The organism is Candidatus Buchananbacteria bacterium (genome assembly GCA_013359225.1).
Taxonomy (GTDB): Bacteria; Patescibacteriota; Patescibacteriia; order Buchananbacterales; family UBA6539; genus JABWCG01.
In genome coordinates this window covers 1-21,921 of the sequence record JABWCG010000001.1, presented here as the reverse complement: position 1 = coordinate 21,921, position 21,921 = coordinate 1, and the positions used below count along the sequence as shown (strand labels likewise).

Sequence of the window (21,921 nt, the reverse complement as noted above, 5' to 3'; positions counted from 1 at the left end):
GTCTGTCATAATTAGTTGGTTTCATTTTTAACTTCAGCTTCTGGTTTAGCCTGGTGTTTATTGGATAATAACATCAGAATTTGAGCGATATTTCGTTTCACCCGGCGCAACTCTCGGACATTCTTTAACTGATCAGCCGATGATTTGAATTTCAACTCGCGCAGATTAAGCCGAAAGTCGGCAAGCAACTTCTGCAATTCTTTTTCCGTCTTAGTTTTCAATTCTTTAAATTTCATACTTATTTGATAATAAAGCTAGTCTTACATGGCAACTTATGAGCCGCTAAGCGCATTGCTTCACGAGCCTGCTCTTCAGTGACACCATCCATCTCAAAGATAATCATTCCTGGTTTAATCACAGCAATGTATCGGTCAACCGCACCTTTGCCGGAACCCATGGTTGACTGTTCACCTTTTTTAGTAACCGGAACATCAGGAAAAATTCTGATCCAAATCTTACCACCACGCTTAATGAATCGGGTCATGGCGCGTCTGGCGGATTCAATTTGCCGGGCAGTCATCCAAGTATTACCAAGAGACTTCAAGCCATATTTGCCAAAACTAACCGTCGTACCCGCCGTGGCTTTGCCAGTCAGCGTGCCTTTAAAACTTTTTCGGTGTTTTTGCTTTCGTGGTGACAACATATATTACTTCTTAGCTTGTCTATTATTTCTTCGATTAGTGGTTGGGGCTTGCGCCTTGTCCTTATCTTTGTCAAAAATTTCGCCGCGGTAAATCCAAACCTTGATACCAATAGTTCCATAAGTGGTCTGAGCTACACCACGGGCATAATCAATATCGGCCCGCAAAGTGTGCAACGGCAAACTACCGGAAGCCAACATTTCAGTTCGGGCAATTTCTGCACCGTTAAGTCGGCCGGCAATAATTACCTTAATACCTCGGGCATCTGTTTTTTCCACTTTAGCAATCGCCTGCTTCATTACCCGACGATATGGCATACGCTTTTCAATATCAGCAATCATGGACTGCAAAACCAACTCGGCATTAACATTCGGATTAGTTACTTCTTGAATGTTGATATTTAAAGTTGATTTCTTGTTCAAAAACTTGGACTGAATTTTCTTTTTCAAATCTTCGACACCTTGACCACCACGACCGATAATTACGCCCGGCTTAGCAGAATGGATAATAATCGTTGTAGCGGCCGGCGTTCGTTCAATATCAATCTGAGAAACTGCGGCTTCGCGAAGTTCTTTCTTTAAAAATTTCTTAACTAAAATATCTTCCTGCAAAAATTTAGCGTAATCACGACGTGAAAACCACTTTGAATTCCAGGTGTAAAGACTACCGATTCTAAAAATTTTTGGATGTACTTTTTGTCCCATATGTTAACCTGTTTTACGTTGGAAGATACCTTTCATAAAGCCTTTTGAATCCTTGCCTTGGTCATCAGAAGCGATCATCCCACCAGATTTTGGGCCTGATTTCTTAACTTCATCCGGACTGACGACTTTAACCTCTTGAGCTTTTTGATCAGTTAATCTCTTAATTACCGGTTTAACTCCCGCTTTAATGCCCAAAACCAAAGTAATGTGGCTAGTACGTTTTCGGATCGCAGCTGATCGGCCATGAGCTCGCGGACGAAAACGCTTTAAAGTTGGACCTTCGTCGGCAACAATTTTTTTAATAAATAAATCTTTAATATTTAAACTAAAATTATTTTCAGCATTCGCAATGGCGGATTTAACCAATTTATATACCGGCTTAGAAGCGGCTTTATTAATAAACTGCAATTTTGTTACTGCGGTTTCAGCTTCTAGACCTCTCAACTGATCAATAACCAATCGAATTTTTCGTGGTGAAGTTCGGACAAACCGAGCCTTAGCCAAAACTTCCGTTACTTCCTTAGTCGACTTGTTTGTCTCATTTTTGACTCCTGTCTTCTTGACCACTGGCGATTTTTTCGGCTTTGCGGTTTTAGCAACTTTAAGGCTTGCAGATTTTTTGGTCTGATCTTTGGTCTGATCTTTAATTTTCTTGGTTTCCGTAGCCATAATAATATTAATTTATCTTACTTTTTTTCCGCGGCAGCCTGAGCCTTCTTGCGGTCATCAGCAGCTTTTTGAGCCGCGACTTTTTCCTGTTCCTTAGCAATCTTACCACCATGTCCGCGGAATGTCTTGGTTGGTGAAAATTCACCCAAACGATGACCAACCATATTTTCAACAATCAAAACTGGGGTATGGGTTCGACCATTATGAACACCAATTGTGTAACCAACCATTTCTGGAGTGATCATGCTTGCACGATCCCACGTCTTGATAGCATTCTTGTCGCCAACTTTAACCTTCTGCAACTTCTTAAGTAGCTTTTCATTAACGTATGGACCTTTTTTAAGACTTCTAGACATAGTATTTGATTAACGTCGACGCTTAGCGCGAGCGCGAACAATAAACTTAGATGAATATTTCTTTTTGCGGCGAGTTTTAACACCCAACGCTTTCTTTCCCCATGGCGTTTTTGGCGCCTTCATACCAATCGGGTTATGGCCTTCGCCACCACCGTGCGGGTGATCCACTGGGTTCATTACTTTACCACGAACGGTTGGTCGGATACCTAAATGACGCATCCGGCCAGCTTTACCAATTCGGATATGCATTGCATCAGGGTTTGAAACCTGACCGATCGTTGCGGCACAATCTTTCGGAATTAAACGAATTTCTCCAGACGGCATTCTAATAGTAGCATACTCCCCTTCAACTGCCATCAATTTAGCGGTGGAACCAGCGGTTCTGACCAGCTGGCCGCCCTTGCCGGGAGTAATTTCAATTTCATAAATCTGAGAACCAAGTGGCATTTCAACTAACGGCATTCGGTTGCCAACCTGAATATCAGTTCTGGTTTTTGAAGAGATAACAACAGCACCAACCTTCAAATCAACTGGAGCGATGATATAACTTTTCGTACCGTCTTCGTACTTAACCAACGCAATCCGAGCGCGGCGGTTTGGATCGTATTCAATTGCCTCCACTGTCGCTGGCATATCAAACTTGTTTCGACGATAATCAATTAAACGATAATACTGCTTAGCGCCACCCCCACGATGACGAACGGTAATTCGTCCCGAGGCATTTCGTCCGCCAGTTTTTTTCTTGATCAAAATCAAACTTTTTTCCGGCTTCTTTCTGGTCACATCAGCAAAAGTATCAACCGATGTCTGACGGCGACCTGGAGTGGTTGGTTTGTAAATTCTAATCGGCATAATGAATTATTTAAATTCCTTCGTAAACTTCAATTTTATCCCCCGGCTTAAGTGTTACAACGGCTTTTTTCCAACCTTTGGTAACACCACTGGTTTTGCCGTAGCGAACGCGCTTACCGGAAAAATTTAAAATATTTACCGCAATCGGATCAACATTATACACCGCCCGAATTGCTTTTTTAACTTCAACTTTATTAGTACTAGGCTCAACCGCAAAAACATATTTGTTTAATCCGCCAAGTCCGGAAGCTTTTTCGGTAATCATTGGCTTGATTAAAATACGGTAGGCTCGGTCAGTCTTACCTTTAATTTCTTGCGTCTTGGTAACTTTCTTAACTTTCTTTTCTGCTTTTACTGGCGACTGAACTTTTTTGTCAGCGCTAACCACTGCTGAAGTTTCTGGTGACACTTCGCTTGATTCTTCGTCTTTTTTGATTTTTAACTTTCCTAAGATACTCATACTTATTTAACAAAAGTTTTTTCAATTTGTTCAACTGCTGCAACAGGCATCAATAAATACTGACTATTCATAACATCTACAATATTCAAGCTGTTGGCGGCGATAATTTCCAGACCGGCCACATTGGAGGCGGCGCGATAAACGGTTTCGTCCTTTTTTGGCAAGATCAACAAAACTTTCTTTAGCTTTGACTTCTTAGACTTATTGTCGGCAACAGTTTCTTTTTTAACAGCATCTTTCTTTGCTTGCTTAACCGACTTAGCCCGAAGCTCTAAATTCTGTAATACCGCAAAGAATTTTTTAGTCTTAGCTGCTTCAAGCTTCAAATCATCAACTAAAACAATCTTGTTATGGGCTGCTTTATCAGACAGCGACATCAATAATGCCTTTTGTTTAGCTTTGCGATTGATTTTTACTGAAAAATTGCGTTCTGAAGTCGGACCAAAAGTAATTCCGCCGCCGCGCCATAATGGGGAGCGGATTGAGCCGTGTCGAGCGCGGCCAGTTCCCTTTTGACGCCATGGCTTACGGCCACCGCCGGAAACTTCTGCCTTACTCTTAACGTCGGCCAACACCTGTCGGCTATTAGCCTGCTGAGCAATAACGGCCTGAAAAATCACTTCTGGCTTTACTGCCACTCCAAAAACTTTTGGATTTAATTCCAACTCTTTGACTTTATCACCATTCTGATTGTAGACAGTTACTTTTGACATACGTGTTATTTAATTTCCCGCCTTGGCTTCTTCCTTAACCTCTTCATTAACGACTTCCGCTGCAGCAGTACCTTCAGCGCTAGCCTCTGGCGTTTCTTTAGCTTCGCTTACTTCCTGAGTTTCGGTCGCCGTCGCAACTGGTTCGGTAGCAATGATTAAATCACCAATGCCGGCAATCAACAATAAATTATTCTTTGCGCCAGGCAAAGCACCTTTAATAAAAATTTCATTATTCTTTTCGTCAACTTCCACAATTTCTAAATTAGTAACGGTTACCTGAGTTCCACCCATTTGGCCGCCCATCCGAGTGCCTTTAAAAACATGGGCTGGACCGGTTGCACCAATTGAACCGGGCATACGAAGCTGATCTTTGTGACCGTGGGTTTTTGGGCTGCCGCCAAAACCATGACGTTTGACAACACCCTGGAAACCGCGACCCTTGGTAACACCGGTAACCTTCACCTTATCCCCGGCCTGAAAAGTAGCAACATTAATCTTATTACCAACCGCCAACTTCTTAGCCTCATCGGCTGAAATTCTAAACTCTTTTAAATATCGGAAATTACCTAAATTTTTCAAATGTCCCTTAACTGATTTGGTTAATTTCTTTTTGGCGCCAAAACCAACCTGAACTGCAACATAACCGTCGGTATCCATTTGTTTAACCTGAGTAACAACACAAGGACCAGCAGTCACTTTGGTAACGGGAATAACAGTTCCGTCGGTACCGAACTTCTGGGTCATGTCCTGTTTTTCAGCTAAAATAAATTTCATAATCTCGTTTCAAAATAAAAACCTGCCTCAAAGAGCCAGATAGCTTGTTATAGCTGGCAAATTGTTGGCTTTTTTAATTAAGGTTGTTAATACTTTCATCAGCGACCATCAAAGCTACAAAGGTTTTTTCTAAAAACATGTTTTAGAAAGCTTTCTTTGTATCCTTAACTGTCACTTTGGTTTTACCTTACCAGGCAGTTAAAACTTATATACCCTTAGGCCATCTTGATTTCAACATCAACTCCGGCCGGCAAATTCAAGCTCTGTAAAGAATCAACAGTTTTTGGTGTCGGTTCAATGATATCAAGTAAACGCTTATGAATCCGCATTTCATACTGACCTCTGGCATCCTTGTGGACAAACGAAGATTTAAGTACGGTGTACTTTTTCTTTTCGGTTGGCAACGGAATCGGGCCAATAAAAGATGCACCAGTTCGCTTGATCGTATCCATGATCGTCTTGGTAGACTGATCAATGATTTTGTGATCGTACGCTCTGATTTTGATTCTAATTTTTTGTTTGCTTTCCTCGGCTTCTTCAGCTTTCTTAGAAGAAACTGGAATTCTTTTAATTGCTACCATTGTTTCTTTAGTAAAGAACTTGATTTAAAGTCCCCGGGGCCGTGTAAGGCCCCAGGGACTTTATAACATTACTTAATAATCTTAGTTACTGAACCAGCACCAATTGTTCGTCCGCCTTCGCGGATAGCAAAGCGCTGTTTTTCTTCCAAAGCAACCGGTTTAATCAACTTGATGACCAATTTAATGGTATCACCAGGCATAACCATTTCAGTACCTTCTGGCAAAATTACTTCACCGGTAACGTCTGCAGTTCCAATGTAGAACTGTGGCTTGTACCCCTTGAAGAAAGGACTGTGTCGTCCGCCTTCTTCTTTGCTCAAGATATATACCTGAGCTTCGTATTCGGTATGTGGGGTGATGCTACCAGGCTTGGCCATAACCTGACCACGCTCAATATCATCCTTTTTGGTACCGCGAAGCAAAATACCAGCGTTATCACCAGCGCGACCTTCGTCCAGTGATTTGTTGAACATTTCAATGCCGGTAACGACAGTCTTTTGGGTGTCGCGCAGACCGACAATTTCAACTTCATCGTTCAATTTCAAGACGCCGCGTTCAATACGACCGGTAGCAACAGTACCGCGACCTTCGATTGAGAAGATATCTTCAATCGGCATCAAGAAAGGTTTATCAACGTCTCGAACTGGTTCTGGGATATAGGTGTCAATCGCCTTAACCAAATCTTCAAGACACTTGGTAGCTTCAGCATCAGTTGGATTTTCCAAAGCTTTCAAAGCTGAACCGCGAACCACTGGGATCTCATCGCCAGGGAATTCATATTTCTTCAACAAATCGCGAACCTCTTCTTCAACCAAGTCAATTAATTCAGGGTCTTTAACCTGATCAACTTTATTCAAAAATACTACCATGGCTGGTACGCCAACCTGACGAGCAAGCAAAATGTGCTCGCGGGTCTGAGGCATTGGACCGTCGGTAGCGGCAACAACCAAAATCGCACCGTCCATCTGAGCGGCACCGGTAACCATGTTTTTAACGTAGTCAGCGTGACCAGGACAGTCAATGTGAGCATAGTGTCTGGTGTCTGATTCGTATTCAACGTGGGCAGTGGCAATAGTAATACCACGAGCCTTTTCTTCCGGAGCGCTGTCGATCTGATCGACTGATCGCTGAGTGGCCTTCATTCCCTTGGCATTTAAGTATGTCAAAAGGGCGGCGGTCAAAGTGGTCTTACCGTGGTCAACGTGACCAATTGTACCGACGTTTAAATGCGGCTTACTTCGTTCAAATTTATCTGCCATAGTATATTTTTTCCTTCTTTAAAGCGATCTTTTGTCAGCCAGCTTTGCGAAGGAATCAAAGCGGATCGCTATTGTTTAATTATTAAAATTAAAAGGTTTCTTTAAAAGAAACAAAGCACTTATGAGTATATAACAAATAATTGCTTATTGTCAATACTAGTCAACCGGCTCAAAATAGTACTTATTTTCATCTGACGACTGAGCATCTGCTTCCTGATTTATTTTGGCTTTGTTTAGCAAATTTTTATCGGTAACGGTAGTAATGCTGTCAATTGCTGCAGTAACGGCCTGCCAGTTATCAATTTCCTCTTGCTGAGAGCTGGCTTTCCATGAAGCAATGTCACGGTTAATCTTATCAATTAATTCCTCTTCGCTCAAACCAGCGACCTCGGCGCGGCCGATCACCATTTTTTGGTAGTCAGCCAAAGTCATTAAGACATATGCCGGGTTGCCTTCGTGGTCCAAAACAATGCAATTATCCCCTGTCTGCTTGATTAAATCGATAATTTTTTGCAAGGAATTTGGCATAAGTAAACTAATTAGTTTAACCCTAACCCCTCTTGGCCGTTATTTACCGCGTTCACCCTTGATTGTTTCAGCAACATTGCGGGGTACTTCCGCATAATCATTAAACTCCATACTGTATGATGCACGGCCCTGAGTCATTGATCGCAGTTCCGTCGCATAACCAAACATTTCGGCCAACGGAATTTTAGCGTCAATCACTTTAGACTGTCCGCGTTCGCGCATTTCTTCAATCTGTCCGCGCTTGGAGTTAATGTTACCGATAACATCTCCCATATACTGTTCAGGGGTAATGACTTCCACTTTCATAATCGGTTCAAGCAAAATCGGGTTAGCGCGCTTAGCCGCATCCTGAAACGCCATAGATCCGGCGATTTTGAAAGCCGCTTCCGATGAGTCAACTTCGTGGAAACTTCCATCATACACAGTTGCCCTAATATCAATCAACGGATAGCCGGCAACAACACCTTTATCCATCGCTTCACGAATACCTTTTTGAATAGCCGGAATATATTCTTTAGGAATAACTCCACCTTTGATTTCATCAACAAATTCAAAGCCCTCGCCGCGATTTCGTGGTTCAACTTTAACCCAGCAATGTCCGAACTGTCCGCGGCCGCCTGACTGACGAATGTATTTTCCCTCAGCTTCAGCTTCCGATTTAATGGTTTCTTTATAAGCAACTTGCGGCTTACCGACGTTTGCTTCCACCTTAAATTCGCGCTTCATACGGTCAACAATAACTTCAAGATGCAATTCACCCATACCGGCAATAATCGTCTGCATCGTTTCTTCATCACCGTGGACCTGGAATGTCGGGTCTTCTTCAGCTAACTTCTGCAACGCAATACCCATTTTTTCCTGGTCAGCCTTGGTTTTTGGTTCAACCGCAACCCGGATAACCGGATCAGGAAATTCAATTGATTCCAAAACCACCGGATTATTTTCGTCACACAAAGTGTGTCCGGTAAAAGTGTCCTTCAAACCAACGGCAGCGGCGATTTCACCGGCATACACGTCTTTTACCTCTTCGCGAGTATTGGCGTGCATTCGGACAATACGACCGATGCGTTCTCGTTTGTTTGAAGTTGAATTATACACATATGACCCGGCCGAAATCGTGCCAGAGTAAACACGGAAGAAACAAAGTTTTCCGACAAATGGGTCAACGGCAATTTTAAAAGCTAAAGCAGCAAACGGCTCAGCGTCATCCGGCTTTTTAATAATTTCAGTTTCCGGATGCTTTGGATCAAAACCCTTGAGCGGCGGAATATCAAGCGGGCTTGGCAAGTAGTCACAAACCGCGTCAAGCAAACGCTGAACACCTTTATTTTTCAAGGCTGAACCAACCAAAACCGGCATGATCGCACTGTCAATCGTCGCTTTGCGCAACACTGGCTTTAATTCTTCAACGGAAATTTCTTCACCATTCAAATACTTATTCATCAAATTTTCATCATGCGAAGCAATGGCTTCAACCAATTCGCCGCGGAATTTCTCGGACTTTTCTTTCATGTCAGCCGGAATGTCCGTTTCGTCAATCTGCTGGCCCAAATCATCTTTATAGACATACGCTTTCATGGTAAGCAAATCAATCACGCCCTGGAAATTACTTTCAGCGCCAATCGGCAACTGAATCGGAAAAGCGTTTTTAGTCAAGCGCTCGCGGATACTGTCTAGGTCGGCATAAAAATCAGCACCGGTGCGGTCCATCTTATTAATGAAACCCATCAACGGCACTTTAAATTTTTCCGCTTGATGGTAAACAGTTTCTGATTGCGGTTCAACACCGGCAACACCGTCAAATACCATAACGCCACCGTCAAGCACGCGTAGCGATCGCTGCACTTCGGCCGTAAAGTCAATGTGGCCTGGGGTGTCAATCAAGTTAATGCGACATTTTTTATCTTCTTCGCCACGCGGAGCCCAAAAACAAGTAGTGGCGGCTGAAGTAATAGTGATTCCCCGCTCCCGCTCTTGTTCCATCCAGTCCATTTCGGCAGCACCTTCGTGAACTTCGCCGATCTTATGCTTACGACCGGTATAAAACAAAATACGCTCGGAGACCGTGGTCTTACCGGCGTCGATATGAGCGATAATTCCAATATTTCTGGTTTTATCTAGAGGATATTCTCGGGGCATTAGTGTTGGTTAATTTTTAAAATTATCTGGCAAAATGAGCAAAAGCCCGGTTGGCTTCGGCCATTTTGTAAGTATCCTGACGTTTTTTAATAGCAGCACCTTCACGATTAAACGCCGCAATCATTTCATCAGCTAACTTTTCACCCATCGGCGCACCCTTGCGAGCCTTGGCGGCCGCAGTAATCCAACGGAAAGCCAGCGCTGTTCGGCGTTCACCAACAACGGCAACCGGAATCTGGTAGTTTCCGCCACCAATACGTTTTGATTTAACTTCAACTTCCGGTCCAACATTTCTTAATGCACCGTCAAAAATTTCAAGCGGATCTTTCTTGGTCTTTTCTTTGATTATTTCAAGACAATCATAAACCACCCGGCGTGCGGTTGATTTTTTACCGCGCCGCATGATGTGATTAATAAATCGGGCAATAATAATACTGTTATACTTTGGATCTGGTTCAATATTTCGTTTAGGAGTTTTTCCTCGCATAATTTCAATAGTTACGCCTTATTTGCTGGCGGGAGCGGATTTTTTAGCACCATAAAGACTGCGACCCTGCTGTCGGCCCTGAACGCCGGCAGTGTCATACACGCCGCGAACAATATGATAGCGAACACCAGGCAAATCTTTCACACGACCGCCGCGCAACAAAACTACTGAGTGTTCCTGCAAATTATGGCCTTCACCCGGAATATACGCAGTGACTTCCATACCATTTGAAAGCCGAACCCTGGCGATTTTGCGCAACGCTGAGTTAGGTTTTTTAGGGGTCATGGTTGTCACTTTCAAACAAACGCCACGCTTAAAGGCTGAGCCTTTTGGCATGTCTTTTTTAGTTCGGCGCAAAGTGTTTGAAACAACACGAAGACCAGGAGTCTTACTCTTTTTGGCTTTACTCTTTCGCTTTTTTCTGATTAATTGGCTAATTGTAGGCATTTTTTACCTTTTAGAAGTCTTAAAAACCTGCCTATAAGGCAGTTTGAGCTTGTACACGAGATATATTAACGAAAAATATTCAATAAGTCAATACTTTTGGTTATAAGCCAAAAATTGTTATAAATAAGCCAAAAATATAGTTAAATAATAAACTGATAACAGGCATCAAAATAAACAAAAGTGCAATAGAAATCACCAAACCGTACTGAGCCATAAAAATCGGGTTGGCCAACGGCGTTTGGTTCATCAAAATAGCAATCGGACGAAAAGTTCCCAAGAAATTCCAGCCGTCAAACCCCGGCAACGGCAACATATTAAAAATCGCCAAAACGATATTAATTTGCATCATTGAGCTAAAAAATATCACTCCTACATTATTGAAACCAATGCCCAAATACTGGGTGGTAATCTTAATGACGATTGCCGAAACAATAGCTAAGACTAAATTAGTGACAACCCCAGCCGCTGAAACCAGTCGGTAAGATAAAGGCTGGTTATTGAGTCGCAGCGGGTTAACCGGCACAGGTTTAGCCCAACCAAACAGAAAACCGGCACTGGAAACATACAACATTAACGGCACTAAAATTGAACCAACCGGGTCAATATGAACAATTGGATTAAGCGATAATCGACCAGAAATTTTAGCCGTATCATCGCCAAATTTATAGGCCACGAAACCATGGGCAATCTCGTGCAAAATAACGCTGCCAATAAAGGTGACAATAAAAATAATGAAAATTAACGGTTCCATAGTTTTACTATCATACCACAGAGGCTTGATTTTTTAAACCTATTTTGCTATACTGCTTTCATTGATTATTAAGTTATTTTTTTGTATGGCAATGTGTTACTTGTGCAAGCGAGAACCCCTGAAAGGCAACAACGTCAGCCATTCCAATATCAAAACTATCCGCCGCCAAAAGCTCAATTTGCAGAGCCGAAAAATTGGCGCTGTCCGACGTTTGATTTGCACTCGCTGTATCAAAACTCTAGCAAAACAAAAAACTAAGTAGTCACCTCCCCTAACTTAGTGGTGGCACTACTTAGTTTTTTATTTGGAAAAATTTATGCTAACCATTTGCCCCGAAAGGCAAAATCGGTTACGCTGCGACGAACTCGGGAATTTTCATAGCGTTTTTTGAGTAATGCCGGATCCACCTTACTTTCATCACCCGGATACCCAACACCCATCATCACCAATAACGACACCTCTTTTGGTATCTTAAACAACTCATAGGGTTTTTCTTTATCAAAACCACCCACCTCATGAGCAACTAACCCCATGTCAACAGCTTGCAAAAACAGGGCGTGCGCGGCGGCACCAGTATCATACTGATGCATTCGGTTCGGCAAATTTTTATAGGCGAAATTTTGAACCGCACAAACCAGCATCAACATATACGCGTCTTTGAGGTAGCCATTATCTTGTGTTAACAACGAAGCCAGCTGGTCAAAAATCTCGCCATCATCTTTAGTGGCGTAAATAATTCGCCACGGCTGTTCATTGCGGGATGACTGGGTCCAGCGCATCGCCTCAAACAATGCCGTAATTTTTTCGGCTTCAATTGGCTCAGACGAAAACGCCAACGGACTCCAACGACGCTTGATCGCCGAAAGCAGCTGGGCATCGGTTGGCGCCGGATTTTCCGGGTACGGAAATTTAGACATACGTTTTTTATCCTTTCCTGGCTGAAGCAGTCAAAATGATAAAACTTAAAATCAACGCCATAAGAAAAAATATGGCACCATAAAAACAAGGGGTATAAATCGGGTTAACTACTCCCACGGCACAGCCGGTTTGGCACGCCTCATTACGTAAATAACTAGCCAACTCGCGGAAAAAATTAAACCAGGCAAAAATCGTACCGCCGAGCAAAACAATAAATTGCGTCAAAATGATATTTTTCATATTTTTTTGATTAATTATGTTTGGTCGGGCTGGCGGGACTTGAACCCGCGACCTCACGCACCCCATGCGTACGCGCTAGCCAACTGCGCTACAGCCCGATAAAGTTCGCTTTCATCTTACCCCTAAAAAAACAAACCTGCAAACAGGTTTTTAATAGTGAACTCCACTTATAATTGATAAAAGATTTGGCTTGAAACAAGCCCGCCGTGTCGACTCGCCGCCCTATTGCAGACATCTATTTCTAGACAGCTGAACGTTTGGCTTGTCGCGTTTGGCTTTGGAGCACTCAGACTGATCAACCCAAAGGTTGCAGTCGATATTGTAGCCCTACGTATGAAGTTTGTCCCAAAACTTTTACCAACTATAGAAGTGAAGTTCATTGTTATTTTATCACTAGAAGTTTTGCTGTGTCAAAATAAAAAGCACTTTTCCGCAAAAAAACGAAAAAATGCCCTAAAAACCAAATCAACGAATTGATTTGACGCCTTTTAAGAAAGAGCGAAGATCGTCAACCTGACCGTTGCCCCTTACCGCCAGCCAACTGACGTCACCATGATTGGTAACCCGAATCTCTAATTCGGGAAAAAGCTTTCTGGCGACATCGGCCAAAGTATCGGCTGACGCCGAATCAACATTAATCCACAAAGTTCCTGCCATGAAACAAGCCCTCCTTGTCGCGGCTATTCTTTTTTCTTGATTACCAAGAATGTCGTTGTGTTGAACGGATCATGGTGCATACCATATTCAATAATTGGCAGCTGATAAATACGGGCCGCTTCCTGAGAAGCAAGTGTCGCTGTTGTTGGCGGTAACTGATGCTCAGCAATCATCTTGACGCAGAGCGCCGTATCATCGCTGTCTTTGCCTTCGGTCAGCTTGATGTCGGGATATTTCTCGGCGAAGGTGCGCTTACACTGGCTGACTGCCTGCGGATGGCCAAACACTTCTTTAATTTCACTAACATCTTTGATTGACGGGTCAGTAATTAAACATTGCAGAATTTCCATGCCATAAATTGCCAGAACATCAAACTGGTTACTGCCCATTGCATGCATACTTGAAACATACGCGCCGGATCCGGAGTTGGCCATTGCGAACACCCCTCGGTCGGTTTCACCGTTCACCACAGCCGCAATAACCCGCTGGGCTTCGACTAAAAATTTCAAATCTAATTTTGCCGGATTAATCCCCAACTCCTCAGCTAACCGCAGAGCCGACTCGTGAGTGAAGCAGCCGGCAATGCCATGAATACCAACCGTGACGCGGCCGGACTGATTGACGGGAAAGATTTTTGACTTGTCAGAGTCAAGATATTGAATATTAAGTTTTGGTTTCATCGGAATATTTTTATGAAAAGAAAAAACCTTTTGGGTTGAATCAACAAACCAGCGCTCAATCCACTGTCGGATGCGTTGGCGTTCCAGTTTCGGCAACCGAGCCACTACTTCATGCTGGTGTTTAATTTTTTCTTCAACCTGTTGGTTTGTTAGATGATTTAATTTTTCAAATGCGGCAGCGGCACTAGCGGCCAAGTCACCGTGAGCGTTAGTAATCAAATCAGTCCGCAGCCATTCCGCCGAACTATTGATTGAGTGAACATACGAACTGAACAAGGCGTTTGAAGCCGGCACTGCCCATTCCATCAGTTTTGCCATATCCGGTGTTGGTTGATGACAATCTTTAGCATACTGACTGATCAAAGCATCAATGACGATGGTTAATAATTCCGGCATTGATAGGACAACACCGATCATGAAATCGTGCTCATCTTCAGAATTTGCCGGCAAAAAGCTAATACCCTGCTCTTTTAGATAATGAATAATTTTTTGAGCGTTGCCATTAACGGATAATACTTCATCCGCATTAATCATCACCCATTTCTGACCATTGAGCGGCACACGCGGACCGTTTAAAGGATGTAAAGAAAGAGAAGCGGCGCCAGTCTGTTTAACTGTCTCAGCCAGACGCCGCTTAATGCTACAGATATCTATGACCAGCTGATCAGGTCGGAGCGTAATGCCACTCAAAACTTTGGAGATCTCATCGCGAGGTATCGCAAGCCAAATGACATCGGCCTGCCAAACCTGATCCCATTCCTGGGTTGAAGCGTCACGGCTAACCGTGCGAACTTCTCCTAAATTTTTGAGTAGAGGTGTCAGAAGATTTTTTCCCATGTCTCCCGACGCTCCGATGATTGCATTAATCATAGATTCCTTTTTGTCTCGAACTGTTGTTCGTCAAAAACCAATTGTTGCCAGCGACAACGACTCGTGAACGCGCTTGAGAAGCTCAACACCATGCTTGGTGACGCCGCCGAAAAACACCATGTCCGGCGTCCCAAAATCGTGGAGGCGTTCCAGACCCTGTTCCAGACGTGCAGTTTCGGTCGTGATGCAAGCATCAGCCTGACCCGACTTGACCATTTCAGCGGCAAAACCATTGGAGTTGGCTTCAACCCACGTCGTCTGCGGATTATGATCCAGCAAGCCGTTCAAGAGCGGTTTGGGCGACGGATGCGACGCCAAGCGTTTCCAGTGGCCCGGAAGCAGTTCAAGATCACAAATTGTACGAACAGCTTCCAAAGTCAGCTTTCCTGGCAGGCAGGCAAGCTGCATGTGATCCAGCGGCATCACCTGTGAAAACAAGAACATGTGGGTGTTGACGGCATCGCCGAAGAAGAGTTCCTTCTCCTTGCCGTAGACCGCACAGGTCCAAAACACCGGCACGACGCCTGGTTCATGAACCGCTTGAGCCTCGAGCAGATAGTGGTCGGGACGCTCCCCAATCACCAATTGCGCTTTATCTTCAAGGCCGTTTTGGCGCAACCACAATTCACAGGCTTGCGGAATGTTGCTGATTTTGCGCGGCCCCAAAACGAAACAGCGCACTTCGCTGACCTCGTCGCAGCGCAACAACGCGACCGTTTCTGCCTCGGTAGAAGGCAAACCAACTTTGGACAAAAATGTCGGCAATCCCATACTCAGTCTCCTTGCAGCGGGTTGGTTGACAGTGACGAAAAGTTCAAAACATATTGTTAAAGTGGGCTTAACTGCCCATTTCGTGACTCCATCAACATGAAGGCACAAAATAGACCGTAAATAAAAACTGATCTACCTTGGCGGGTAGATCAGTTGAATGTTGAGTTATGTATTCCTATGTTTTTTTAGCTCAAACTCGCCTAACCTACCGGCAGGTAAAAAAGTAAAAGCTAAAAAACCAATTGTTCAATCTGTTATTTTGCATAGGATATTATTACGGTATCGCAAATCAAAAAAAATGTCAACCCCGCCTAAATTTTTGCAGCGCAAAGGTTTAGGCGGGGTGAAAATTGGTCGGGGTGGCGAGGATTTGAACCAACGCACCTGCTACTCCCAAAGTAGCTGCTCTCACACATCCCCAAAGGGACCCCAGAGCCTTCATCTCAAGGCCAGGCGACAACAAGGCTTCGGGACTAACCTCATGATGGCAAACTTGAGACTCGGAAATAGGTCTAAAGCTACACCCCGTTAATGAACAAACAGTCGGGACGGCAAGGATTTGAACCTGCAATCTTTTTTCGCTCTTGGTGAAAAGCGAAAAACGCTTTAACCAGTTTAAGCTATCGCCCCGAAAAAATTTGATAATAAAAAACCAGCCCGGAAAGCTGGGCTGTCATTTTAATTGAACGTGAGCACACGTAACCCAACTTCCCTGCTAGCAGCAAGGTGGGGTTGGCAAAATTGAATTCAGGTGCTTGTTCATATAATGATTGTAGCAAACGTTATTTTTTCTGTCAATTGTTTTAAAAATAAAAAGAGACTTGGGAAATTTTTTATTTCCAAGCCTCAAGAATCAAAGATCGTTTCAATGAACACCGTTGGTTTCGCCGCGCGCCAGGCGGTTAAGTGCCTGCATGTAGGCGCGGACCGACGCCATGACCGTGTCGGTGTGTACACCTTCACCCTGGCACTGCTTGCCGCCAAGCGACAACACGCATGTTGCCTTGGCCTGGGCATCGGCACCACTGGTGACATTGGTAATTTGGTAATCTTCAACTGACACCGGCAATTTGGTAGAGCGGCAAATCGCTCGATACACCGCGTCAACCGGACCGTCGCCAGTCGCACACTGCGGCTCCAGCTGTACCCCGTCGTTAGTCAGGATAACTGTTGCGGTTGGCACCGGTGAACCGGCGAGCGCTACCGCATGAACACATTCCCAAGTCAGCTTACCGCGCAAACCAATCGCGTCACGCACCACGGCGTTAATGTCGGCCTGAACCAAACCTAGTTTATGGGTCTGCAAGCGCTTGAACGCGTCAAACGCTTCAGCCAGTTCTTCAGGCGTTAACGCACCGCGCTCTTCGCTGACTAGCTTCAGCGCCGGTTGAAGCAGCCTCGCTTCATCAGGCAAAATGTTACGCCCGGTTTCCATGATGATCTTATGGACTGCTGTGTAACCGGACTGACTGGTGAACTCCAGCTCTTCGTCGTTGGCCCGACCAACAAACGCCGGGTCAATCGGCCGATACGCACCTTTAGCGCGGCCAAACGTCTGCACCGCACCATGCTGATGAATGCCAGAACGCTGCATCAGGCAATCAGAGCCAATCAACGGCGCCTTTTCCGGGATGGCTACGCCGGACAACTCCGCAACCTTAATGGCCGCTTCGTAAAACTGTTCGAAGTTGAGATCAACCGCAACGCCGTTACAATGTAACGCTGTTGCCGCCTCATACAGATTGGCGTTACCTGATCGTTCACCCAGACCATTCAAGGTCACTTCCAGTTGCTGAGCGCCGACGAAGTAGCTTTCCACTGTACTCGCGGTACCCATGCCAAGATCGTTATGGCAATGCACCGATACCGTCACCGAAGGCGGCAACGCTTGACGAACTTTGTCCACCATCGCCACAAAAATCGCCGGCCGATAACGCTCAACTGTGTTAGGCAGATTAAAGATGTTCACACCGGCTGAAACCAGTTCGTGAAACACCTCAATCACCCAATCCAGATTTTCCAGGCAATCGCCGAAGTGCTCAGGACTGAACTGAATTAAGCCGCGTTCGCCCAAGCCCGACCGAGCCTGCTTGACTGCTTCAAGCGCCATCAGCCGCACTTCCGCCGGAGTCTTATGAAGCACATGCTCCATGTGGTAAGGCGACATTCCGACGAAGGTATGAATCATTGGTGTTGCCACCAATGTCTGGTTGAACGCCTCAATCGCCGAGCGAATATCGCGTTCAGTGGTTCGTGCCAAAGCCCCAACCACCATCGTGCTGGAAGCCTGCATCGCCAGATTGGCCACGCACTCAAAATCCATCTCGCTCGCGCCGGGGTATCCCAACTCAACGCGCGGGATGCCAAGAGCCTGCTGCAGATTGAAGATGATTTCTTTCTGCCGCTGATTCCAGGGTTTGCGCAACGCCTGATTGCCGTCGCGCAAAGTGACGTCGTGAAAGATTGGTTTTGCCAAGGCAACGCTTGGCACAAGTTGTAATATCGCCGGTACACCCGATACTGTCACCAGACTTTGTCCTGCCATTGCTAATTCACTCCTCTTTGGTTTTTGTGTTCAGACAAGGACAGGCCACCTGACCTTCAGTCATCAGCCTGCCACAACGTTCACACATCAACGGGGCGTTTTTGACTTGAATAACCAACCAAGCCCAAGCTGCTGCTAGTAACAACAAGCCGAGTGCTGCCAATACCTTGATCAGCATTGTGCTACTCCTTATGTTGTAAAGACCACTGGTTGTCGTGCCGACAAACAAAAAAGCCTTTCTGGTGAAAGACTTGCCGGTATGTATCTAATTTGACTTTATTTAGCTAGACACAAGTAAATCTTCCACCTTTTGGCTGGATAAGCAACAAACCTAGCAATAGCAAGCTTGATTGTTTAGTGAAAGAATTCATAATATTTATACCCTACTCTAACATAAAAATTTTGTCAAATTAAAAAGGCCAGGGTCAAAAGACAATGGCCAACGGTTTCACTTAGGCGTTTGACGCCACATTCTCGGCACGCAGTTCTGCTGCCGCAGGTTGTCGCAAAGGAACAATATTGCTTTCGGCCCTGGCGTGTACTGTATATGTCCGCCAATCTTCTTCAGTAAAATTCAGACGCGGATCCACATAGGTTAATGCCGGCCATGCTTCCCATATCAGCCACGCTAACCCGATCACGTCAGACACCACCACGACCAAAATAATCTTCCACAGCATAGTTACCCTCCATGTCTACTACGTTCGTTCTTATTCTATGCACACAAAAACTAAAGTATACACTAAATTTTTGATTTGTCAACTAGTAACAATAAAAAAGCCCACTGAGAAATCTCATTGGGCTTAGGCAGTTAAGGCCGTACATTAGACCTCAACATTGAGTTTATAAAGAGCCATCAGCTGATCGCTGTCAATCGCTGTGATGTAACGAATGCACCGCACCACATGGGGTGTACACCGGCAACGCAGTTGTTCCAGCCGCTTCTCCTGTCGCCGACGCTTATCGGCAACTTCAGTCGTTTGCGGTTCGCAACTAATCTTGTGTTGCAATGAGGACATTTCCATGATATACAGTCCCAGAATCTGCTTCAACCGCACGACTGAAGATGATATCGGCGCAGACGCTACGCCTGACAATGGAATCTGGTCTCCCGGATAGGAATCCTGCTCGATAGAAGCGCAATCTACCATGACATCACTTCTCCTTTTGTGATTGTTTCTAACATCCGCACTGATGAAGCACCATGTCACGCGTTAGCATAGACATCCCCATAGTTGCTCCTTCGTACACCTCCAGCCGATCATGACGCAGCCAGACAATACAATTAGCAGAGGCGCCGGCGCCAAAGCTCCGGCTAAACTGCACACAGGTATCCTGATGGGCTTTGCCATCAATTTCCAAACCACCGTCGGCAGTCACCGTTACGCGGTGACGCTCATAAACAATATGTCCCCCGGGCTTCGGCCTGGGAAAAACGGCAACTGGCTTTAAATCAGACATCGCCTTGTCCTCCAATGCGATTTTAGAAAAAGGTACACAATAAACAAAAAACTAGTCTTTGTGAGACTAGGTGTTTTTCTAAAGATTTCTACTGCTCAAATCAAACCACCTAGTCTCCTCTGACTAGTACAACGACGTTTACAACGACGGTTTTTCGAGCAATAGATTTCATACCTTTACCTTATACCCTCAGTTAGTCTTTGTCAAACAAGATTTTTTGGCTTATTTATTCACCCATCAAAATAGTTTTCCACAAATAAAAAGAGCCACTTCTCAATATACTTAAGAAATGTGGCTCTGAATACTCTAATGAGCATCCCGTACAAGTTCACGGAAACTATGACGCCGCCGGCACTTCAGCGACACTGGCACCAAACCGGGGGTGGCCGTTAGAAACCAGCTTGTAGATATACGCCTGTAACAGCGCATCCCACGACGCCTCAATGATATTTTCGTGCACCGCACAAGTACACCAACTTTTGGCGCCGTCCGTGAATTCAATCCGGACTCGAATCTTTGCGGCTGTCCCGCGCGACGCGTCAACAATACGCACCTTATAGTCTTCAAGCCGGACCGCCATCAGCTCCGGATACTTTCGGCGCAGCGTGCGACGCAACACTTCATCAAGCGCGTTGACCGGACCGTCCCCGTCGGCGTTGTGCAGTTTGGGTTCACCATCAAGCACCAACCGCAGACTAGCTTCGGTCGAAACGCTACGATCAGCGTGTTTCTCAATGATCGCCCGAAAGCTAACAAAGTCAAAGAATGTCGGCAACTGTCCAAGCTGTTCAAGCAAGAACAGATAAAACGATGCGTCGGCCAAGCCGAAGTCACCACCGGCGTCCACAATTTGCTGGTGCGCTAAAGCGATCTGCTCAACTTTGTCGGCCGGGATTTCCAAGCCAAGCTCGCGCGCTTTGCTCACGATATTTGCCTTGCCCGACTGATCGGTTACACCGACTCGGACGCGATTGCCGACTAACGCCGGGTCAGCGTGCAGATAATTGCCTCTATCCCGTTCGTTGCCGGATTCATGCATGCCGGCTTCGGTGTAAAACGCCGCGCCGCCAACCCAAGGGTTATTGTTACGGGGCGCAACGTTTAAGACATCACACACCAGCAAATAGGTTTCGGTCAGCCAAGCGAGCTGCTCAGGACTAATACCCTGCGCGCCATATTCGACAACCAAGTTCGGCAATAGCGTGCACAAATCCAAGTTACCGGTTCGCTCACCCACGCCGCCGATCGTGCCTTCAACCAAACTCACACCGTGCAAAAATGCCGTTTCCGCGTTGACAACGGCCCGACCGCGATCGTTGTGGGTATGAATTCCCAAATGTTTAGCCGGAATTACCGTCTTGACGATGTTAATCGCCTCAGTGATTTTTTCCGGCGACATCTTACCGTTCGTGTCGCACAAAACGATCCAGCCAGCACCGGCATTCAAAGCGGCTTCAAGCGTCTGGAGCGCGTACGACCGATCGTCTTCAAACAACGCCTGAAACAAATGCTCGGCGTCGTAGATCACTTCTGCGCCAGACTTGGCCAGCGCGCTTACCGAATCGTGAATCAGTTTCAGATTTTCGTCGAGGTTTGATCGACGAATCACTTTAATCACGTCATTGGCGCGGGTCTTGCCAACAAACACCGCAACAGGAACTTGCAGTTCCAACATCGCCGAAACATCCGCCGGATGCGTTCGACCAAAGGCCGCCACTTTGCCGGACAATTCAAGGTTCATCGCTTCACGAATCCGCTCGCGAATCACTTCGCTGGCAAGAGCAAAACCAACTTCGTGGTAGCGCACTCCCAGCCGGTCAATGGCTTTGATCGCCATCAATGTCCCTTTAAGGTCGGTGACCTCAACGCCTTCTGCCTGGACACCATCCCGAAAGGTGGTGCACTTAACGACCAATTCCCTCATTATGTCCGTCTCCTTATACGGTTACCTGTCTAAATTGCCAAGGTGCATTTTGTCCTGCCTAAGCAATAAGCAAAACAACCAAAAAAGCCTTTCCGGGTGGAAAGGCTTTCTCAATTCTTTAGCGTAGTGTTTTTACACAGTTGAAAGACTTCCACCCGTAGGCTGGCTAATAATGCTAATGCTGATAATAATGTTTTTCGCGAAAGTCATAAGTGTAATAGTGCTATCTTAGCGTAAGGACTTAAAATAGTCAAGCTAGAGTTCCTCACCCCCCACCGGGTTTTCTTCTTCAACCACCACTGGCTCAGGCTCAGGCTCAATGACCTCTTCTTGAACTATTTCTTCTTCCGTTTCTTGGTATTCACAAGTCCCATCATCATCCGTGGCAGTTTGGTTGTAGTTAGTGGCAGTTTGATCCGTACAGCCATAGATAATGACTAAGTCTGGGGTGGGGTTATTTGGCTCTTGGGGAGGAGTAGCAGGGTTAGCGACAA

At 45.4% G+C, this 21,921-nt stretch carries 28 protein-coding genes and 2 tRNA genes; 1 reads left to right on the top strand and 29 read right to left on the bottom strand.

Annotated elements, in window-relative coordinates:
- Positions 1-11 precede the first annotated feature (11 nt).
- The 16 genes from rpmC to HUU49_00075 form a co-directional block, all read right to left on the bottom strand.
- Positions 12-236 carry a 50S ribosomal protein L29 gene (gene rpmC / locus HUU49_00150; GenBank protein NUM25019.1) on the bottom strand — a complete coding sequence of 75 codons (225 nt, stop codon included), beginning with the start codon at positions 234-236 and terminating at the stop codon, positions 12-14.
- Positions 237-238: 2 nt separating this feature from the next.
- Positions 239-643 carry a 50S ribosomal protein L16 gene (gene rplP / locus HUU49_00145; GenBank protein NUM25018.1) on the bottom strand — a complete coding sequence of 135 codons (405 nt, stop codon included), beginning with the start codon at positions 641-643 and terminating at the stop codon, positions 239-241.
- A gap of 3 nt (positions 644-646) precedes the next feature.
- A complete protein-coding gene (gene rpsC / locus HUU49_00140) occupies positions 647-1,345 on the bottom strand; it encodes a 30S ribosomal protein S3 (protein NUM25017.1) in 699 nt (232 codons plus the stop codon).
- A gap of 3 nt (positions 1,346-1,348) precedes the next feature.
- Positions 1,349-2,014 carry a 50S ribosomal protein L22 gene (rplV, locus tag HUU49_00135; GenBank protein NUM25016.1) on the bottom strand — a complete coding sequence of 222 codons (666 nt, stop codon included), beginning with the start codon at positions 2,012-2,014 and terminating at the stop codon, positions 1,349-1,351.
- Positions 2,015-2,031: 17 nt separating this feature from the next.
- Complete coding sequence (gene rpsS, locus HUU49_00130; protein NUM25015.1) at positions 2,032-2,370, bottom strand: 30S ribosomal protein S19; 339 nt, start codon at positions 2,368-2,370, stop codon at positions 2,032-2,034.
- Between the two features lie 9 nt (positions 2,371-2,379).
- Entirely contained in the window at positions 2,380-3,222 is an 843-nt protein-coding gene (gene rplB / locus HUU49_00125; protein NUM25014.1) for a 50S ribosomal protein L2, read from the bottom strand.
- 10 nt (positions 3,223-3,232) lie between these two features.
- Positions 3,233-3,682 carry a 50S ribosomal protein L23 gene (gene rplW, locus HUU49_00120; GenBank protein NUM25013.1) on the bottom strand — a complete coding sequence of 150 codons (450 nt, stop codon included), beginning with the start codon at positions 3,680-3,682 and terminating at the stop codon, positions 3,233-3,235.
- Positions 3,683-3,684: 2 nt separating this feature from the next.
- Positions 3,685-4,395, bottom strand: coding sequence for a 50S ribosomal protein L4 (rplD, locus tag HUU49_00115; protein NUM25012.1), 711 nt, complete (start codon positions 4,393-4,395; stop codon positions 3,685-3,687).
- A gap of 9 nt (positions 4,396-4,404) precedes the next feature.
- Entirely contained in the window at positions 4,405-5,172 is a 768-nt protein-coding gene (gene rplC, locus HUU49_00110; GenBank protein NUM25011.1) for a 50S ribosomal protein L3, read from the bottom strand.
- Between the two features lie 212 nt (positions 5,173-5,384).
- Positions 5,385-5,750, bottom strand: coding sequence for a 30S ribosomal protein S10 (rpsJ, locus tag HUU49_00105; GenBank protein ID NUM25010.1), 366 nt, complete (start codon positions 5,748-5,750; stop codon positions 5,385-5,387).
- Between the two features lie 68 nt (positions 5,751-5,818).
- Entirely contained in the window at positions 5,819-7,009 is a 1,191-nt protein-coding gene (gene tuf / locus HUU49_00100; GenBank protein ID NUM25009.1) for an elongation factor Tu, read from the bottom strand.
- A gap of 156 nt (positions 7,010-7,165) precedes the next feature.
- Entirely contained in the window at positions 7,166-7,537 is a 372-nt protein-coding gene (locus HUU49_00095; GenBank protein NUM25008.1) for a hypothetical protein, read from the bottom strand.
- A gap of 39 nt (positions 7,538-7,576) precedes the next feature.
- A complete protein-coding gene (gene fusA, locus HUU49_00090) occupies positions 7,577-9,676 on the bottom strand; it encodes an elongation factor G (GenBank protein ID NUM25007.1) in 2,100 nt (699 codons plus the stop codon).
- A gap of 22 nt (positions 9,677-9,698) precedes the next feature.
- On the bottom strand, positions 9,699-10,163 hold the full coding sequence (gene rpsG / locus HUU49_00085; GenBank protein ID NUM25006.1) for a 30S ribosomal protein S7: 465 nt from the start codon (positions 10,161-10,163) through the stop codon (positions 9,699-9,701).
- 18 nt (positions 10,164-10,181) lie between these two features.
- Positions 10,182-10,610 carry a 30S ribosomal protein S12 gene (gene rpsL / locus HUU49_00080; GenBank protein ID NUM25005.1) on the bottom strand — a complete coding sequence of 143 codons (429 nt, stop codon included), beginning with the start codon at positions 10,608-10,610 and terminating at the stop codon, positions 10,182-10,184.
- Between the two features lie 100 nt (positions 10,611-10,710).
- Positions 10,711-11,361: a site-2 protease family protein gene (locus HUU49_00075; GenBank protein ID NUM25004.1), complete on the bottom strand. Its 651-nt coding sequence runs from the start codon at positions 11,359-11,361 to the stop codon at positions 10,711-10,713.
- An 85-nt stretch (positions 11,362-11,446) separates the two neighbouring features.
- Here HUU49_00075 and HUU49_00070 point away from each other — a divergent pair, with 85 nt between their 5' ends.
- The gene (locus tag HUU49_00070; GenBank protein ID NUM25003.1) at positions 11,447-11,623 is read left to right on the top strand and encodes a 50S ribosomal protein L28; all 177 of its coding nucleotides are present in this window, start codon (positions 11,447-11,449) and stop codon (positions 11,621-11,623) included.
- A gap of 52 nt (positions 11,624-11,675) precedes the next feature.
- On the opposite strand, the gene HUU49_00065 is transcribed toward HUU49_00070, so the two are convergent.
- The 13 genes from HUU49_00065 to HUU49_00005 all read right to left on the bottom strand — a co-directional run.
- Positions 11,676-12,278, bottom strand: a complete 603-nt coding sequence (locus HUU49_00065) for a nitroreductase family protein (protein ID NUM25002.1) — start codon at positions 12,276-12,278, stop codon at positions 11,676-11,678.
- A 7-nt stretch (positions 12,279-12,285) separates the two neighbouring features.
- Entirely contained in the window at positions 12,286-12,519 is a 234-nt protein-coding gene (locus HUU49_00060) for a hypothetical protein (GenBank protein ID NUM25001.1), read from the bottom strand.
- Between the two features lie 21 nt (positions 12,520-12,540).
- A tRNA-Pro gene (locus HUU49_00055) sits at positions 12,541-12,617 on the bottom strand.
- A 367-nt stretch (positions 12,618-12,984) separates the two neighbouring features.
- Complete coding sequence (locus HUU49_00050) at positions 12,985-13,176, bottom strand: hypothetical protein (GenBank protein ID NUM25000.1); 192 nt, start codon at positions 13,174-13,176, stop codon at positions 12,985-12,987.
- Positions 13,177-13,199: 23 nt separating this feature from the next.
- Positions 13,200-14,726 (bottom strand): prephenate dehydrogenase/arogenate dehydrogenase family protein, encoded by a 1,527-nt coding sequence (locus HUU49_00045; protein NUM24999.1) that lies wholly within the window; start codon positions 14,724-14,726, stop codon positions 13,200-13,202.
- Positions 14,727-14,756: 30 nt separating this feature from the next.
- Positions 14,757-15,497, bottom strand: a complete 741-nt coding sequence (locus HUU49_00040) for a hypothetical protein (protein ID NUM24998.1) — start codon at positions 15,495-15,497, stop codon at positions 14,757-14,759.
- Positions 15,498-16,040: 543 nt separating this feature from the next.
- A tRNA-OTHER gene (locus HUU49_00035) sits at positions 16,041-16,128 on the bottom strand.
- A 234-nt stretch (positions 16,129-16,362) separates the two neighbouring features.
- Positions 16,363-18,042, bottom strand: coding sequence for a 2-isopropylmalate synthase (locus HUU49_00030; GenBank protein NUM24997.1), 1,680 nt, complete (start codon positions 18,040-18,042; stop codon positions 16,363-16,365).
- A 452-nt stretch (positions 18,043-18,494) separates the two neighbouring features.
- Positions 18,495-18,722 carry a hypothetical protein gene (locus tag HUU49_00025; protein ID NUM24996.1) on the bottom strand — a complete coding sequence of 76 codons (228 nt, stop codon included), beginning with the start codon at positions 18,720-18,722 and terminating at the stop codon, positions 18,495-18,497.
- A 144-nt stretch (positions 18,723-18,866) separates the two neighbouring features.
- Positions 18,867-19,067 (bottom strand): hypothetical protein, encoded by a 201-nt coding sequence (locus HUU49_00020; GenBank protein ID NUM24995.1) that lies wholly within the window; start codon positions 19,065-19,067, stop codon positions 18,867-18,869.
- Between the two features lie 154 nt (positions 19,068-19,221).
- Positions 19,222-19,518: a hypothetical protein gene (locus HUU49_00015; protein ID NUM24994.1), complete on the bottom strand. Its 297-nt coding sequence runs from the start codon at positions 19,516-19,518 to the stop codon at positions 19,222-19,224.
- A 322-nt stretch (positions 19,519-19,840) separates the two neighbouring features.
- Positions 19,841-21,427: a citramalate synthase gene (locus HUU49_00010; GenBank protein ID NUM24993.1), complete on the bottom strand. Its 1,587-nt coding sequence runs from the start codon at positions 21,425-21,427 to the stop codon at positions 19,841-19,843.
- Between the two features lie 255 nt (positions 21,428-21,682).
- On the bottom strand, positions 21,683-21,921 hold a 239-nt coding region (locus tag HUU49_00005), incomplete at its 5' end, for a hypothetical protein (protein NUM24992.1).